A 15,880-nucleotide genomic window follows, 5' to 3' on the forward strand; every position below is an offset into this window, starting at 1 on the left:
CCGCCACATACCGCCCGCCCTCCTGCCATCGGCCGATGTCATCGTCGGCTCCCCCTGTCAAGCGAGTCGGACAGTGGCGGACATATCCGCCTTTTATCGGTTGAACCACTCCAGCCCTTTGTCCGTGAGCAGCACCGAGCCGATCACGAGGGCGAGAACGAGTCCGACGACCATGGGGAGCCCGCCTCCGAACACGAGCCCGAACAGGACGTTCAGCACGACCACGGCCTCGATGGACAGGACGACCGCGCGTACCCAGCGGTACCGCCTCGGCGCGAGGATCCCGCAGATGACCAGCACGACGGCCACGGCGGCGGAGAGGTACAGCAGGCCACGGACCAGACCGAGGTTCGGCACCTCCTGACCGTGGTCGAGCCGGGCGTTGACCTCGTACAGCAGCGCGAAGGCCCCGAACGCGTTGGCGACGGCCTGGAACCAGACCCCCACGAAGGCGACCTTCACGCTTGCCGGCATGCGTTCCGACACCTGATCAGCCATTGAGCTCGCCTCTCTCCGTATCAGGGAAGGTCCCGGTGCGCCTGAACTGTCTCAGGTCGCGCCCGGGACCGGTCCGCTGATCCGAGGCTCAGCGCAGGGTGGCGGTGAAGGTACGGCCGTAGGCGTGGCGGGTCACCGCCTGGACCAGGGTGCCGCCCGGCACACGCCGGACCGTCACCCCCTCGTCGGCGCTGTCGAGGCGGAGCGGCGCGCCGTGCAGCATGACGGTGACACGCTCGCGTTGCATCGTGGGGTCGGACAGGGCGACCACCGTACGCCTGCCTGACCGTACGATCACCGAGGCGGGGCCGTCGATGACCAGGCGGTCGACGCGCGCCGGGCGAGCGTCGAAGACGTTGGCCGCGACGATCCCGAGCTTCCCGTGCCTGATCGCCTGCACGTCCGGGTCGTTGGCCAGCACGGTCAGCGGGCCGCGCTCGTAGCTGCGCAGGCGGGCCTCGGTCGCGTTCGGGACCAGGGCGTAGGCCAGGGCGGAGGTGCCGCCGGCGGCGGGGTGGGTCACCGAGGCGGTGAACACCTTCTTGGTCACGCCGGTGTCGGGATTGGCCGTGCGTACGACCCTGCGGCTGCGGGTCACCGTCTCCAGCCCGGCCGTGACGGGCTGCCTGCTGAGGAAGGCGTAGCCGATCGCGGTGCCGCGGGTGGCGTTGGCGTAGCGCAGCCAGCGCGGCGGCGCGGTCTCGCCCTGCCGCCAGGCCCCGCCGCCCCAGCCCTCGCCGGTCAGCGTGATCGCGTCGCCCGGGGCGGCGATGCGGCTGTCCACGGTGGTCACCGCGGTCCGGCCGCCCTGACCGGAGACGCCCGCGGCCAGCACCACGATCTCGTCGTCGAGCATGAACCAGGATTTGGTCGCGCGGGCGTTCCGGTAGGCGACGAAGTCGTCCGGCAGGGTGCCCGCCTGCTTGGCGGTGTAGGCGGCGTCGTCGGACTGGACCATGCCGGCCGTGCCGTACGCGCCGAGCGTCACGCCGCCGGAGAAGGCGTTACCGGCCCGCGGGAAGTACACGTAGGTGTTCTGCGACTCCGAGGAGGAGGTGAAGTTCAGCGGGTGCCCCGGGTTCTCGTACCAGAACCGGCCGTACAGGTCGGGCACCGTGCGCCGCTCCTCCTCCGGCGCGGTGATCCCGGCCAGCCGGTAGGGCGAGACGGCGGTGTAGTAGTCCACGCCGAAGACCTCGCGCTGGTCCTCGCCGGCCAGGTAGAGGTAGTACGCCCCGTCGCCCTGGAACCAGGGCATGAGGTTCTCCCCGTTCATGTACTCGTACTTGCTGATCCGGCTGGAGCTGCGCGCCAGGGCGAAGGCGTAGCCGGGGCGCCGGTGCACGGTCCGGTCCATGGCGTTGAAGGCCACGCAGCGCTCGGGCGGGTTCAGGTCAGCGGCGGGGATCGCGGAGTCGGCGCGGATGGCGGCGTAGCGGGCGATGCTGACCGGGGAGGCGAAGGCCGCCGTGTCGGCGGCCGGCAGGAACTTGACGTACTTCCGCAGGGCGCGCGCCGAGGCGTCGTCCACGTGGTCGGCCAGGTCGGCGATGGCCTCCACGACCACGCCGACGTCCTCGTACCCGGTGGCGGGGCGCGAGACCGCCCGCCCCTTGACGATCTCCATCATCCAGCCCTCGAAGATCAACGGGGCGAAGCCGTCGGTGATCCACCGATACACCACGCCGGCCAGGTCGGCCGCGTCGCCGCCGGTCGCGCCCTGGAGCGTCTTGAGGGTCTGCACGACGCGGGTCAGCAGGATGCGCCCGTAGGAGCCGGTGTAGGCGACCGAGTGGTGCTGGATGAAGGAGCCGTCGCGGTAGTAGCCGTCGGTGTTTCCGTGCCGCAGGTCGTAGGGGTCGATCGTGGCGAAGACGGTGGCCTGGTCGGAGATCGCCTTGTCCACGCGGGCGTCGTTGCCGGTGAGCGCGCCCTGCAGGATCCGGTTGGCGGTGAGGTCGGCCAGGTTCGCGCCCGTGTGGAAGCGCGAGTCGAGGTCGACGTCGCCGTTCTTGCCGTTGCGCAGATAGGCGTCCATCGAGGCGACGTAGGTCGCCGTCAGGCCGGGGCGGTCCGTCCGTACGCGCTCGGCCAGCAGGACCAGCGTCCTGCTCACGTGGGTGGAGATGCCGATCTCCCAGTTGTGCCAGTTGCCGTAGTAACCGGTGGACTGGTTGCCGTAGTAGCGGTCGTGCAGCCACTGCAGGCCGTCGATGACCCGCCGTTGCGCGGCCGTGTCGTTGTCGAGCGCGCCGCCTGGGGTGCGGGTCGCGAGCGCGATCTCGTACAGGTATTGGTAGGCCAGGCGGAGGTTGGCGTCGTCGGTGCCGAGCCGCAGGCCGGCGAACAGCTCGCCGTCGCCCGCCCGGTCCATGGCGGTCAGCCGCTGCCGTGCGGTGGCGAGCATCGCCGCGAGCTTGCCGGCGACCTCGGGCCGGGCGTTGACCTCCGCGGTTCCGGCGAGCATCGCGACGGTGTTGGCGAGCAGCCGCGCGTGGTCGATCGCCGCCGCGGCGCGGGAGGGGGAGGGCGCGGCGAGCAGCCCGGCGGCGGGGAGCAGAGAGAGAACCTGGCGACGGGAGATGTGCGGCACGACGGGCTCCAGGCCGTTGGGGGGATATGCCCCGCTCACCCTACATGATCTATTTCCTCGGCCCAGAGACGCACGCGCCGGCGGACCTCGCCGGCCCCGTGAGCTCAACCGGCCACTCCGCGCGTTTCATGCCTCGCTGATCCTGTGCGGCGGCGAGGCGGGTAGATCAGTCGCGGGCGCCCGCGAGCACGGCGTTACGCATCACCTGGTGCGCCTGGCCGGCGTAGTCGCCGATCGCGACGGTGTTGCCGTCGAGATCGAGCGGACACGCGCCGGCCACCCAGAGGGACCGCGCCGGTGCGTCGGCGACCGCGGCATACGCGTAGGGGCCGGATCCGATCCGCCAGGCCGACGCTGGCGCGGACGGCCTGCGCGTCGAGCGCGACAAGATCGACGTTCTCATTTATAAGCATCTGCACATGATGTGCATGCGCTTACTAGCTTGTCAACTGGGTATCTTGGACCCGTGACGAGCCGCCGCGACCTGGCCGAGATGCTGCACCCCCTGCTGCAGTCGCTCATCGCGGCCGAACGACCGGTGCTGGCGGCGCACCGGGTCTCCATGTGGGGCTACGCGGTGCTCGGCGCCCTGGACGACGGTTCCGTACGCACCCAGGCCGCGCTCGCCGAAGCCATCGGCGCCGACAAGACCCGCATCATCGGCATCCTCGACAAGCTGCAGGCAGCCGGGCTGATCACCCGCGACCCGGACCCTCAGGACCGCCGCGCCCGGATCCTCACGATCACCGGCGAGGGCCGCAAGATGCGCAGATCGATACGGGCCGAGATCCAGGCCAACGAGGATCGCCTGCTCGCGCGCCTCCCCGAGGCCGACCGTCATGGTTTCCTGCGCGCCCTCCAGGCGCTCCACCGGTTGCCCCGCGAGCAGATCACCAACGGCTCCCCGCTCGATCGGCGCCTCACCCAGCGAAGAGATCGATGACCGGCCCTGTCACCCGCGGACAGGCATGACCACAGGATCGACCCATGGACATCGAACGCGCCCGCACCGCCTTCGCCACCGGCTGGTCACCCTGACGCGGATGACCAGCGAGCCGAGTGGCGCCGGCCACCGGGCCGCCGCCGCATCCGCGGTCGCCGTGACCCTCCTTGCCGACGCGAAAACGCGTTGCCGTACATGCCCGCAAAACGTATGGTTTTGCGCTCGTGATCACAGTGGTGGAGCGAGTCCTGCCTGCCCGGCTGGGGACAGGATTCAGGTGGTTGCTGGCCTCGAGCTGGCTGACAAATCTCGGTGACGGGGTCGCGGCCGCGGCAGGCCCCCTGCTGATCGCGACGTTGACTCGCGACCCGCTGATGATCGCGCTGTCGGCCCTGGTGAGCTGGGCACCGCCGCTGGTGTTCAGCCTGTACGCGGGCGTGCTGTCGGATCGGTACGACCGGCGCAGGATCGTGCTCGTCGCGAACACGGTGCGGGCCGTGGTGCTGGCGGCGCTCGTCGCGCTCATGGTGACCGGCACCGTGACCGTGGTGACGGCGCTGGTGGCGCTCACCCTCCGATCCATCACCGAGGTGTTCGCCGACAACGCGACGGCCACGCTGACGCCCATGATGGTCGGCAAGGACGATCTCGTCATCGCCAACGCCCGCCTGGGCACCGGGTTCATCACGCTCAATCAGCTCGCCGGGCCGCCGATCGGCGCGGCACTGTTCGGCCTGGGCCTGACCTGGCCGTTCGCGGGCCAGCTACTCCTGGTGGTGGCGGGGATCGTCCTGGTCTCCCGGATCACGCTGCCGCCGGACGGCCGACGGGCCGACGGGCCCAGGCCGAACACCGTACGAGAGCTGATCGCCGGGTTCAGCTGGACCATCCAGCACGCGGCGGTCCGCACGCTGGCGCTCACCATCCTGATCTTCAACTTCACGTTCGGCGCGGCCTGGTCGGTCCTCGTCCTCTACACCCAGGAACAGCTCGGGCTCGGCGCTCTGGGCTTCGGTCTGATGACCACCATCGGCGGGATCGGCGGCCTGATCGGCACCGCCCTGTACGGGGCCATCACTCGCAGGATGAGCCTCGGCGCCCTGATGAGGATCGGACTCATCATCGAAACTCTCACCCATCTGGGCCTGGCCCTGGCCCATTCGCCGTGGGTCGCCGGGGGCATCTTCCTGGTCTTCGGCGCGCACGCGTTCATCTGGGGTACGACCTCGGTCACCGTCCGCCAGCGCGCGGTCCCGCGCGAACTGCAGGGCCGGGTGGGCAGCGTCAACACCGTCTGCGTCTACGCCGGTCTGGTGGTCGGCTCGTTGATCGGCGGTGTCCTGGCCACCCACCTCGGTGTCACGGCGCCCTTCTGGTTCGCCTTCGCCGGCTCCGCGGTGTTCGTGGTACTGCTGTGGCGGCAACTCATGCTCATCGCCCACGACGACTGAGATGTCCGGCTGAGAGACCACAGGCCGGTACGCCACTGTCGCCGAGCCCGGTGGTCCTGGACCGGGCTCGGCGACCTCGCGCGGCGTCAGGCGATGGAGCCGGTGAGGGGCTTGCCGCTGTAGTCGTAGGTGGCGTACAGGATGCCGGAGCCGGTGGATCGCGTGCCGGTCAGCTTCAGACCGGCCGGAGCCGTACCCTCGGCGAAGACCCGCTTGCCCTCGCCCAGGACCACGGGGAAGATCAGCAGCCGATACTCGTCGACCAGGCCGGCCTGCTGCAGCGAGTGGATGAGCCCACTGCTGCCCTGGGTGATGATCTCGCCGTCGGTGCGCTTCTTGAGCGTGGCGACCGTCTCGGCGGCCTCGCCCACCAGCACCTCCGTGTTGCGCCAGGTGGCCGTCATGGGCGTGCGGGTGGTGACGTACTTGGGCATGTCGTTGATCCAGGCGCCCTCCTCGTCCGGCACGTTGGGCCAGTGCGAGGAGAGGATGTCGTAGGACCGGTGGCCCAGCAGCATGCCGGTCGAGTTGGCGAATACCCCGCCCATGATCTCGCCGAAACCCTCGTCCACGTGCGGGGGCAGCCAGCCGCCGTGCGGGAAGTTGTTGTCGCCGTCCTCGCCCGGTCCGCCCGGGGCCTGCATCACGCCGTCCAGCGAAACGAACGCCGCCACCACAAGCTTGCTCGCCATCGTGTGCTCCTCTGCTTCATCCTGCGGAGGGGCTCGTTCGCCCCTGATCTGTGCCCAAAGCTTCGCGCGGCCCGTTTACGGATCTCTTAAGGCTTTCCTACGGCCCGCCCTCGACGCGGCGCGCGACGGGACGCGCGGAGGGCGACCACGCCATCCGGCCCATCCTTCCGCTCCGGCATGGCGAAGGCCAGCGCGACGATGAGCAACGCCGGCCGCAGGAGGCGGCTCAACGCAGCGCGATCACTCTGACGATCCGCGGGAGCCGGGTTGCAGGTAGACGACGGTCGCGAGGGGGACGCGCTCGCGGATGCACTGCTCCGTCTCGTGCAGTGCCTCGGCCACCTGCCCGGCCCCGGACGGGTCCGCCATGGTGACGCGGGCCGCCACGAGCAGCTCCGCGGGGCCCAGGTGCAGGGTACGGAGCCGGGTGAAGTGGCCGATGGCGGCGTCGTCCCGCAGCACGTCCTCGATGGCCCGCTGGATCTCGGGCATGGCCGCCTCGCCGATGATCATGAGGCTGAGGAGCAGCCCGTACGCCTCGGACCCGGGACCCGCGTCCGGGGACCGATCGCGGACCAGCGTCCCGAGCCGCTCGGCCAGCGCGTGAGCCGCGACGGCGTCACCCTGGCCCGGAAGCGCTGAACCGGCGTCACCCTGGCGCGGAAGCCCTGAGCCAGGAGCGCCGTCCGATCGACAGTGCCGGGATGGTCACCGGCAGCACGGCGGTCAGTACGGCGACACCGACGAACGCAGGCTGCACCCCGGTGGCGTCGGCGAGCAGCCCGAAGTACGCAGGTCCGGCGAGGTAGCCGAGGTAGGCGACCGTGGAGATGGCGGAGGTGGCTCGCCCCCGCGACTCGTCGGCAACCGGTCGGAGCCCGTAGGACAGCAGGGTGGGAAAGAGCACCGAGGCGCCCGCCGCGGCGGCGACGATGCCCGCCAGCGCGAGCGGCAGCGTGGGCGCGAACGCCGTCAGAACGCCTCCGGCCGTGGCGACCAGGCTCGCCACGACCAGCGTGGCGATCGCGCGGCGCATGGTGATCGCGGCCGTGGCGAGGCGCGTCAGTGCGGCCGTCGTGGCGAAGGCCGCCGGCGCGACCGCGGCCAGCGCCGGCGAGGCGGCGAACGCGTCGGTCAGCAGGACAGCGACCCAGGTCTGGTACGCGTTCTCCGCCGCGAACGCGAGCGCCCCGATCGCACCGATCACGATCAGGGCGACCCACCGAGACCCCCGTCCGCCACGGCGCATCGACACCCCCTCACTCCCCGACACGACGCCACCCTCGCTCCCCGGAGCGGCACCGCCCCCGGCAGGGGCCGAGTGGGTCGAGACGACGACGGCCAGGCCGAAGGCCGCGACGCCGATGGCGGCCGCGGCGAAGGTCACCAGCAGGCTGTCCGCGAGCGCGGCGAGCGCGCCCGCGCCCAGGCTCGACACCGCGACCGTGGCTGAGAACGTCGCGTGCGAGCGGGCCACGACCGGCCGCCCGGTACGCTTCTCGACCGTCGCCGCCAGCGTGTTGATCGCCACGTCGGCCGCCCCCGAGCTGGCCCCCACCAGCAGGATGCCCACGCACAACGCGCCATAGCTCACCGACCCTGCGGCGAGCACCACACCCATGACACCCAGCAGAGCGAGCAGTATGCCGGCGACCCGCAGCCCGACCGCGTCAACGAGCCGCCCGGCCAGCAGCATGGCGGGCAGCGCCCCGGCGCCCACGAGGAGCAGCGCGACGCCGAACTCCGCGTCGCTGACACCGGCCTGGGCCCGCAGCAGGGGCAGGGCGGCACCCCACACCCCCCAGAACGCACCGAACCCGGCGAAGCCGAAGAAGGGTGCCATGCGGAACGCCACGGCGGGGCGAACGATCGCGGTCGACATTTGTGTAACGCTACACAAGTGCGATGTGTAACGCTACACAACTAGGATGTCCCCGTGCCGACCGACCGCAGACGCGTGACCCTGAAGGATGTGGCGGCGCGTGCGGGGGTGTCACCCATGACCGCCTCCTACGCCTTCACCCGGCCCGCACGGGTCGCGGCGGCCACCCGCGAACGTGTGCACCGCGCGGCCGGCGAGCTGGGATATCGCCCCGACACCGTGGGCCGCGCGCTGAAATCCGGCCGCACGCACCAGTTGGGGGTGGTCTTCAGCGAACACCTGGCCTACGCCTTCGACGATCCGCAGGCGGCCCAGTTCCTGGCCGGGGTGGCGGAGGTCTGCGTAGACGAAGGGCGGGGCCTGACGTTGATCCCCACGCGGGGCGACGCCGCCGACGCCGACCGGGTGCTGTCCGCGGCGGTCGACGGCTTCGTACTGTGGACCACCGCGCAGGACGATCCGGTGCTGACGGCGGTGGCCGGCGACCCTCGTCCCGCGGTCATCCAGGGCGGCCCGGCACGACCGGGGATCGCGTGTGTCACCCAGGACGACTACGCGGCCGCCCTCGCGGCCGCCTCCCAGGGGTTGCGCGACGGCCGTACGCCCGGCGTGATCTCCTTCCCGCTGGATCGCGACCGCGCGCACATGGTGACGACCGGCGCCGACCTGCCGCCCCGCGCGCCGTTCCCGGTCACGGACGCCCGCCTGCGCGGCTACCGCGCCGCCATCGAACAGGCCGGGCTGAGCTGGTCGAGCACACCGGTCGCGGTCGTGGCCCGCAACACCCAGCAGGACGGAGCCGCGGCGGCGCGAGAACTCGCCCATCACCTCGCCCCCGACGCGCTCGTCATCGCCATGAGCGACGAGCTCGCCCTGGGAGCCCACCGGGCGCTGCGGGACAGCCATCCGGAGGCCGCCTACCTCGGCTGGGACGCCTCACCGGCGGGGCAGCGCCTCGGCATCACCTCCGTCACCAACCCGCTGCGCGACCAGGGCCGCCGCTGCGCGCGCCTGGCCCTCGACCCCGCCCGCCCCGACGACCGGGAGATCCCCTGGACCCTCACCCCCGGGGTCGCGGGCACCTCGGCGGACGATGACTCCTGAGCAGGCGCCTCAGGGCAGGTCTCGATGGAGGCGATGACGCCTGAGCGCTCTGCTGCTCCGGCACGCGCCGTCGGCTGTAACAACGGCAACTACCAGGCGTGGTGGAAGATGACGCGGGGGCTGCCCGCCTACCGGAACGCGCAGACCAGCAAGTGCCTGGACCTCGGCAACACGTACGGCGTGCGTGGCGTCAACTGCGACAAGAGCAACTACCAGCACTGGGAGGCCATGCACGTCTGAGCGACGAGTCCACGCGAAGGGCCGGCCCCGCCTCTCGGATCGGGCGTCCATGTCACTGGGAGCCGGGCTACCCCGTCTCGGCGGTTGTAGCCATCGACGGCCCCAGAGGAGAGAAACCATGGACGCGCGACTGAACTACTTCGACGACCCCTTCCATGAATTCGGGGAACGTCTCGAACTGCGTCCACTGGTTGTAGGCGACACTGATCGGGACACGGACGTCTTGGGAGTACTCGATCGTGCTCATGATCGTGCCGCTGCCCGCGTGGCGGCCGGGCTACGCCCGAGGGATGCTCCGAGGGTCACTGGGGCCGGACGTTGTGGTTGCGGGCGAACACGTTGCGGGGGTCGTACTGGCGCTTGACCTCCGCGAGCCGCCGGTGGGTCTCCGCCGGATAGATCGCGGCGACGTCGTCCTCTGTGGCAGAGGTGAGGAAGTTCGCGTAGGCGCCGCTGACGTGCGGCGCGAGTCGCTTCCAGATCGCGTCCAGGACGGGACCGGCGGCCTCGACGACCGGCTTCGGCCCCGCGGTGGTGGTCACGAACATCAGCTCCGCCCGGCGGTGCGCGAAGGCGGTGGCGTCGGCGGGGACGCGGGCCACCGCACCGCCGACGCTGCGAACGGCGATGAACGGCGACCCCGCCGACGCCCCCACCTCGGCGAGGATCCGCAGGACCGCGGGTACCGACTCCCGGTCGGCGAACGCGCTCCGGGTGACGAGCTGGATGCCGGGCGGCGGGGTGAGGCCGTCCACGAGCGTGTCCGCGTACGGCCTCAGCGCGACGTCGTCGCCGATCACCGTGCCGAGCCGGCGGATCGGGTCGATGGCCCGGTGCGCGAGCTCCGGGTCGTCGCCGTCGAAGGCCACCAGGATCTCGACCGGCGCCTCGGGCCCTCCGGCGAACGGATTGGCCAGGTTCGCGATGGACGTGAGCTCCTCGGGGGCGGTGCGGAGGTGGTCCGCCCAGCCCTTGAGCACGGTGGCCACCTCCGCCGCCGGAAAAGTGATCTTGCCGTAGAAGACGTCCGTCGTCGGGTGTGCCGTGAGCTCGAAGGCGGTCACGACGCCGAAGTTGCCGCCGCCGCCGCGAAGCGCCCAGAACAGGTCCGGGTGCTGCTCCGTACTCGCCCGCACGACCTCGCCGCCGGCGGTCACCACCTCGGCGGCGACCAGGTTGTCCAGGGTCAGGCCGTGCTTCCTGACCTTCCAGCCGATGCCGCCGGACAGTGTCAGCCCGCCCACCCCGACGCTCCTGGTGTCGCCCGAGGAGATCGCCAGACCGTGCGGGGTCAGGGCGGCCGCGACCTGGCCCCAGGTGGCGCCGCCGCCGATCCGCACGAGGTGGCGTTCCTTGTCGATGATCTCCACGTTCGCGAGCCCGCCGAGGTCGATCACGACGCCGCCGTCGTTGGTGCCGAAGCCCGCGAAGGCGTGGCCACCGCCTCGTACGGCCAGCGGGAGCCCCGCGGCGGCGGCGAACCGCACAGCCGCCCGCACGTCGCCGACGCTCTCCGGCCGCAGCACATAGGCCGGGCTGCCCGTGACCAGGATCGAACGACTGGCGGCTTCGTACTCCGCGTCGCCCGGCTCGATGATGCCGCCGCCGAAGTCGCGACGCAGGGATTCAAGCGCTGAACTCATGACATTCCTTCCACACGGGAGAAGTTCGAACACAAGATGCCGACGGCCCGGACCTTGTGACAGCGCCATTACGTGACGTACGCCACACAGGGCGGGTTGCTACCGTCGGGGTGTCACAGAACGGCGAGACCGGGCGTCTGGTGGGTGACACAGTCGAGAGCGAACAGGAGTCATCCATGGCCGGCACGTCACAGTCCGCGGACGGGGACCGCCGCCCGGACCCGGCCACCGAGACCTTCATCGCCCACCGCAACCTGCTGTTCACCGTCGCCTACGAGCTGCTCGGCTCGGCCGCCGACGCGGAGGACGTCCTGCAGGAGACCTGGCTGAAGTGGGCGGGCGTCGATCTCGGTGAGGTACGGGACCGCCGGGCCTACCTGGTACGGATCACGACCCGCCAGGCGCTGACCCGGCTGCGTACGCTCGGCCGGCGCAAGGAGTCCTACGTCGGCTCCTGGCTGCCCGAGCCGCTGCTCACCGCGCCCGACGTGGCCGAGGACGTCGAACTGGCCGACAGCGTCTCGATGGCGATGATGGTGGTGCTGGAGACGCTGGCGCCGACCGAGCGGGCGGTGTTCGTGCTGCGCGAGGTGTTCGGCCTGGAGTACGAGGAGATCGCGGAAGCCGTCGGCAAGAGCCAGGCCGCGGTCCGCCAGATCGCGCACCGGGCGCGGACACACGTCGCGGCGCGCCGCCCGCGCGGGATCGTCTCGCCGGCCGAGACGCGGGGCGCGCTGGAGGCGTTCCATCGGGCGATCGAGACGGGCGACCTGCAACGCCTGTTCGACATGCTCGCGCCGGATGTCGTCTTCCTGGGTGACGGCGGCGGGGTCGTCCAGGCCGTGCTGGAGCCCGTCTTCGGGGCCGACCTGGTGGCCCCCGCGCTGGCCACCGGGCTGAGCAGGATGGCCCCCACGGCGTCGCTGGAGCCGGTACACGTCAACGGCTACCCGGCGCTGATCGCCCGGGTCGACGGGGTGGTCGACACCGTGATGGCGCTGCGCATCGAGGACGGCCTCATCGCCGGGCTCTACGTCGTACGCAACCCCGAGAAGCTGTCGCGCATGGAGCAGGAGACCGCCCTGCGCCGCTGAACCCCTCGTGGGGTCGAGGGGCTCAGCGGCGGCGGCTCAGCGCGATCGGGACCGGATCAGATCGTGGAGCTGCTGGGTGAGGGGATCGTGCGGGTGAGCGGCGTGGGATATGTGCAGCCAGCCGTCGGCGTCCGTCTGCAGGAGGTCGTCGCGGACGGACGGGTCGGCGCCGCGCTCCAGGAGCAGACGGACCACCTCGAGGCGGCTGCCCGGGATCGCCCAGTGCAGGCCGGTCCGCCCGAGGTAGGGGGCGACGTCGGGGTCGACGCCGAGGTCGAGGAACCAGCGCACGACCTCGGTCCGGCCATGCTGGCAGGCATGGACGAACGCCTCTCCCACGATCTCCTCCGGATCATCGGTCGGCGGCAGCCGGGCCGGGAAGCCGGCGCCGGAGTCGGCAAGGTTGGGGCGCGCCGACGCGGCGTCCGGCCGTAGCCTGCCGTCCGCGTCGAAGCAGGCCCGTACGAGATCCAGCCGGCCGCAGGCGGCGTACGTCCACAGCGCCCGCGGGACGATCCCGTACCCGGCGAGCAGGTCGACAACCTCCGTGTTGTCGTGGTAGATGGCGTTCGCCAGCGGGGTGGTTCCCTGAGTTCGGCTCCCCGGGTCGGCGCCGGCGTCCAGCAGCAGGCGCACGTATTCCACCCGATTGGCGCGGACGGCCGAGATGAGCGGGACGTTCAGGTCGGTGGCCCTGCCGACCAGGACCTCGACCGCGGCGCGCGGCGCGCCGAGCTCCCTCTCAAGCCGGACGCCGGGGATCGTCTCGGGACCCGCGAGCATGTGCAGCAGGTCGCCGGCCTGCTCGGCGGTCAGGCGGGCCAGCCGATCGGTGTCGCCGGCCAGCAGGGCCTCGGCCTCCCGGCGCAGGCGCCGCCGCCTCTCCTGACGTTCGTCGAACTCGTGCCGCTGTTTCCCGGCGAACGACACGAGCTCCTGCCAGGTCGGGAAGCCGAGCTCCCGCGCGATGATCAGCCGCGCGTCACGAAGCTCCACGGTGGCGGTGGCGGTGGCGGTGGCGTGCCGGGGCACGTACGCCCGCAACCGTCGCAGTGCCCTCGGGTCGTCGCGGCGCAACTCGGTGAGGAGACCGTCGGCCAGGGAGGCGTAGGTGCCCGGGCTCAGCCCCATGAGGCGGGAGACCGGCCGGTCCTCGGTGGTGCCGCGGCTTTCGATGTGGGCGCGGAACTCGGCCCAGGTCCGGAAACCGTGCTCCTGCGCGAGCACGAACTGGGCGTCGCTGAGCAGGAACCGCTCGGCGGCCCGGTCGCCCAGCACGTCGGTGACCCGGTCCTCGGCCGCCGCCTCTCCCGCCGCGTACGCGCGATGCAGGTGCTTGGCCTGCTTGCGGTAGTACTCCAGGTTCGGCCGGGCCGGTAGCTCGAAATGGCGATCGGACATCGCAACCTCCTCCGTCACCGAGGTCCGCTCGCTCGGCCGGAAAGAGGTCGGCCTTGTCCGGTGCGTCGCAGTGGCGCTCGAGGTGGGAAAATCCCTGTCCGCGGACTGGCAGCGCCCTCGTGCGCTCCATTAAGAGTAGTTATCGGCTCGGTGCGGAAGCAACCATTACCTCGACATCGGCACATGCCGCGCTCCGCGGCGCCGGCGAAATCAGCCGGCGATTTCCGGGCGGTGAGATCGCGACCTTCTTCGCCGCCGCCCATATCTCTTTCCACGCGCGGCTGGATCGCATCCTTCACCGGTGAGCTCATACCTGCGACGCCGGTGACCTGGTAAGGTCTTGGGCCCAGTATGCGCGGACCCGGCCGGCGCGTTCGAGTCGCACGAGTATGGGATAGACCGTTCCCGCGACGGACTTTGCAAATCTCGAGGGCCCGTATGTTTCCGCAACACGCGAGGCGGTAGTCTGGAGATGCTCCAACATATCGAGCACGACGATCTTCGCGTGAAAGCGCTACAGTACGCACGACCCTTACCGAACTTGGAGCGTCAGCATGGCAAAGCAGATTCAAGAGATCTTCATCGACGACATCGATGGCAGCGAAGCGGAGATGACGACGACGTTCGCGCTCGATGGGACGAACTATGAGATCGACCTCTCCGGCGCGAACCGGGAGAAGCTTGAGAAGGCGCTCGCACCCTTTATCACCAGGGCGCGCGCCGTTAAGGCCGAGCGGGGTGGCCGTGGCCGACGCGGAGCCGCCGCCTCCTCCCGAGCCATGAGCAGGGAGAAGTCGCACGAGATCCGCCAGTGGGCCAAAGCCAACGGCCTGCCGGTTAGCGAGCGCGGCCGCATCGCGTCCAACGTCGTGGCGAAGTACGAGGCCGCTCACTAGACAGCTTCGCGTGTAGCCCTGGGGATCGACGACCCCAGGCTACACGCGTCTATGACACCGGGCCGCTCAATTTCTTTCTCGGCCGCCCGGATTCACCGCACCCGAGTTTTCGATCTGGCACGTTCGTGGCCATATCAAACTCGCCGCCCCGAAACCCCGGAAGACGCGGACAATACGAGGTTCCCAGCAGTTGTGCGTGAATGTCGCCCGGGCTCGGCGGCGACGAATACCCGGCTTTACTTCTCACTCTTCGTGACCCGCAGGCGCTCGGCATCAAATGCGGTCAACGACAACTACCGCTTGGCGTGCGGTCAGCGGGCGGCGAAGTCCTGGGTCCAGTAGATCTGGCCCTGAGAGTCCTTGGCCGCGCCCACCCCGATGAGGGTGTAGGAGCAGTTCATGATGTTCTGCCGGTGCCCGTCGCTGTTCATCCAGCCCTCGACCACCTCGGCCGCCGAGCGCTGTCCCATGGCGATGTTCTCGGCCCAGGACGAGCCGTCGAAGCCGGTCGCGCGAATGCGGTCGACCATGTCGCGGCCGTCCTGGGAATCGTGGTCGAAGTAGTCGTTCTCCGCCATGTCGGCCGAATGCCCGAACGCGGCCCTGCGCAGCCGGGAATCGTGCTTGAGCGGGCCGCAGCCGCCCTTGGCCCGCTCGGCGTTGGTCAGCCGGACGACCTGGTTCTCCAGTGCCGTGCCGACGGACGTGGCGGAAGCCTTCCCCTCGGGGGCACGCGACGCGTCCGTCTCCTGCGACGTGGGGGTGGGGCTGGGCGTGGGCGTGGGGGTGACGCACGTCAGGCGTACGGCCTTGGACCTGGCGGTGCCGCCCCGGTAGTCGGTGGCGACCGCGTAGTACGTGCCCGGCTCGCAGGGCAGCTTCAGGGCGATGCGGCCCCGCCTGGTGGCGCCGCTCTTGACGACCGGATCGTCGCCGGGGACGGCGCGCTTGACCCGGACACGCAGCAGCGCCGGGCGCACGCAGCCACGGCGGACGGCCGCGGTCCTGATCCTGCGCGCGGATATGTCCGGCCTGTCCACTCTCACGCGGCACGCGTCCGATTCGGGCATCGCCTTCTTGGTCGGCGTCGGTGTCGTTGTCAGTGTCGATGCCGGGACCGGCGCCGCGCCCGCCGGCGGGGTCACCTCGGACGCCGCGCCGGCCGCCGCGCCCTGCGTCCCGCCGACGTACGGGCTGCAGGCGGTGAGGCTGGCTACGGCGGCGAGCACCCCAAGGGGTCTACGCATGGGTTTCCTCCAGTGGCGGACGACGCTGGTGGTCCCACAGTCTGTCGGTCCCGTTACCAACTTGTCACCCAAATACGGACATTTCTCCTGTGAGAAATGTCAACCCAAGCGCCCCTTGAGACGTCCGCAACCGCCTCATGCGGGCGGCGGGCGGGGTTGCCGTTCACGCGGCCGCTTCATGCAGCGGTCCATGACT

16 protein-coding genes are annotated in these 15,880 nt (G+C 70.8%); 7 read left to right on the plus strand and 9 right to left on the minus strand.

Going from position 1 to position 15,880, the window contains the following annotated elements; genetic code table 11:
- Positions 1 to 93: 93 nt before the first annotated feature.
- The 3 genes from ABGB18_RS19625 to ABGB18_RS19635 all read right to left on the minus strand — a co-directional run bounded on the left by ABGB18_RS19625 (position 94) and on the right by ABGB18_RS19635 (position 3,494).
- Positions 94 to 474: a hypothetical protein gene (locus ABGB18_RS19625; RefSeq protein WP_347696975.1), complete on the minus strand. Its 381-nt coding sequence runs from the start codon at positions 472 to 474 to the stop codon at positions 94 to 96.
- A 112-nt stretch (positions 475 to 586) separates the two neighbouring features.
- Positions 587 to 3,130 carry a polysaccharide lyase family 8 super-sandwich domain-containing protein gene (locus tag ABGB18_RS19630; RefSeq protein ID WP_347696976.1) on the minus strand — a complete coding sequence of 848 codons (2,544 nt, stop codon included), beginning with the start codon at positions 3,128 to 3,130 and terminating at the stop codon, positions 587 to 589.
- Positions 3,131 to 3,257: 127 nt separating this feature from the next.
- Positions 3,258 to 3,494 carry a hypothetical protein gene (locus tag ABGB18_RS19635; protein ID WP_347697263.1) on the minus strand — a complete coding sequence of 79 codons (237 nt, stop codon included), beginning with the start codon at positions 3,492 to 3,494 and terminating at the stop codon, positions 3,258 to 3,260.
- 63 nt (positions 3,495 to 3,557) lie between these two features.
- On the opposite strand from ABGB18_RS19635, the gene ABGB18_RS19640 reads away from it, so the two are divergent.
- Both ABGB18_RS19640 and ABGB18_RS19645 read left to right on the plus strand, forming a co-directional pair.
- Complete coding sequence (locus ABGB18_RS19640) at positions 3,558 to 4,034, plus strand: MarR family transcriptional regulator (RefSeq protein WP_347696977.1); 477 nt, start codon at positions 3,558 to 3,560, stop codon at positions 4,032 to 4,034.
- Between the two features lie 224 nt (positions 4,035 to 4,258).
- Positions 4,259 to 5,485 carry an MFS transporter gene (locus ABGB18_RS19645; protein WP_347696978.1) on the plus strand — a complete coding sequence of 409 codons (1,227 nt, stop codon included), beginning with the start codon at positions 4,259 to 4,261 and terminating at the stop codon, positions 5,483 to 5,485.
- 86 nt (positions 5,486 to 5,571) lie between these two features.
- On the opposite strand, the gene ABGB18_RS19650 is transcribed toward ABGB18_RS19645, so the two are convergent.
- The 3 genes from ABGB18_RS19650 to ABGB18_RS19660 all read right to left on the minus strand — a co-directional run bounded on the left by ABGB18_RS19650 (position 5,572) and on the right by ABGB18_RS19660 (position 8,059).
- Positions 5,572 to 6,177, minus strand: a complete 606-nt coding sequence (locus ABGB18_RS19650; RefSeq protein ID WP_347696979.1) for a dihydrofolate reductase family protein — start codon at positions 6,175 to 6,177, stop codon at positions 5,572 to 5,574.
- A gap of 240 nt (positions 6,178 to 6,417) precedes the next feature.
- Complete coding sequence (locus ABGB18_RS19655; protein ID WP_347696980.1) at positions 6,418 to 6,690, minus strand: hypothetical protein; 273 nt, start codon at positions 6,688 to 6,690, stop codon at positions 6,418 to 6,420.
- A 136-nt stretch (positions 6,691 to 6,826) separates the two neighbouring features.
- Positions 6,827 to 8,059: an MFS transporter gene (locus ABGB18_RS19660; protein ID WP_347696981.1), complete on the minus strand. Its 1,233-nt coding sequence runs from the start codon at positions 8,057 to 8,059 to the stop codon at positions 6,827 to 6,829.
- A gap of 75 nt (positions 8,060 to 8,134) precedes the next feature.
- On the opposite strand from ABGB18_RS19660, the gene ABGB18_RS19665 reads away from it, so the two are divergent.
- Both ABGB18_RS19665 and ABGB18_RS19670 read left to right on the plus strand, forming a co-directional pair.
- Positions 8,135 to 9,163: a LacI family DNA-binding transcriptional regulator gene (locus ABGB18_RS19665; RefSeq protein ID WP_347696982.1), complete on the plus strand. Its 1,029-nt coding sequence runs from the start codon at positions 8,135 to 8,137 to the stop codon at positions 9,161 to 9,163.
- Positions 9,164 to 9,196: 33 nt separating this feature from the next.
- The gene (locus tag ABGB18_RS19670; protein WP_347696983.1) at positions 9,197 to 9,403 is read left to right on the plus strand and encodes a hypothetical protein; all 207 of its coding nucleotides are present in this window, start codon (positions 9,197 to 9,199) and stop codon (positions 9,401 to 9,403) included.
- A gap of 302 nt (positions 9,404 to 9,705) precedes the next feature.
- Here the strand turns inward: ABGB18_RS19670 and ABGB18_RS19675 are convergent, their stop codons facing one another.
- Positions 9,706 to 11,046 carry an FAD-binding oxidoreductase gene (locus ABGB18_RS19675; protein WP_347696984.1) on the minus strand — a complete coding sequence of 447 codons (1,341 nt, stop codon included), beginning with the start codon at positions 11,044 to 11,046 and terminating at the stop codon, positions 9,706 to 9,708.
- A 176-nt stretch (positions 11,047 to 11,222) separates the two neighbouring features.
- Between ABGB18_RS19675 and ABGB18_RS19680 the strand changes: the two genes are divergently transcribed.
- Positions 11,223 to 12,140, plus strand: a complete 918-nt coding sequence (locus tag ABGB18_RS19680; protein WP_347696985.1) for an RNA polymerase sigma-70 factor — start codon at positions 11,223 to 11,225, stop codon at positions 12,138 to 12,140.
- A gap of 36 nt (positions 12,141 to 12,176) precedes the next feature.
- Here ABGB18_RS19680 and ABGB18_RS19685 read toward each other — a convergent pair whose 3' ends face one another.
- On the minus strand, positions 12,177 to 13,541 hold the full coding sequence (locus tag ABGB18_RS19685; RefSeq protein WP_347696986.1) for an ankyrin repeat domain-containing protein: 1,365 nt from the start codon (positions 13,539 to 13,541) through the stop codon (positions 12,177 to 12,179).
- A gap of 119 nt (positions 13,542 to 13,660) precedes the next feature.
- Here ABGB18_RS19685 and ABGB18_RS19690 point away from each other — a divergent pair, with 119 nt between their 5' ends.
- Together ABGB18_RS19690 and ABGB18_RS19695 are read left to right on the plus strand one after the other, a co-directional pair.
- Complete coding sequence (locus ABGB18_RS19690; RefSeq protein WP_347696987.1) at positions 13,661 to 13,846, plus strand: hypothetical protein; 186 nt, start codon at positions 13,661 to 13,663, stop codon at positions 13,844 to 13,846.
- Positions 13,847 to 14,095: 249 nt separating this feature from the next.
- Positions 14,096 to 14,437 carry an Lsr2 family protein gene (locus ABGB18_RS19695; RefSeq protein ID WP_347696988.1) on the plus strand — a complete coding sequence of 114 codons (342 nt, stop codon included), beginning with the start codon at positions 14,096 to 14,098 and terminating at the stop codon, positions 14,435 to 14,437.
- Positions 14,438 to 14,748: 311 nt separating this feature from the next.
- Here ABGB18_RS19695 and ABGB18_RS19700 read toward each other — a convergent pair whose 3' ends face one another.
- Complete coding sequence (locus ABGB18_RS19700) at positions 14,749 to 15,684, minus strand: CAP domain-containing protein (protein WP_347696989.1); 936 nt, start codon at positions 15,682 to 15,684, stop codon at positions 14,749 to 14,751.
- Between the last annotated feature and the right edge of the window lie 196 nt (positions 15,685 to 15,880).

This window comes from Nonomuraea sp. B12E4, assembly GCF_039871825.1.
In the GTDB taxonomy this organism is placed as follows: Bacteria; Actinomycetota; Actinomycetes; order Streptosporangiales; family Streptosporangiaceae; genus Nonomuraea.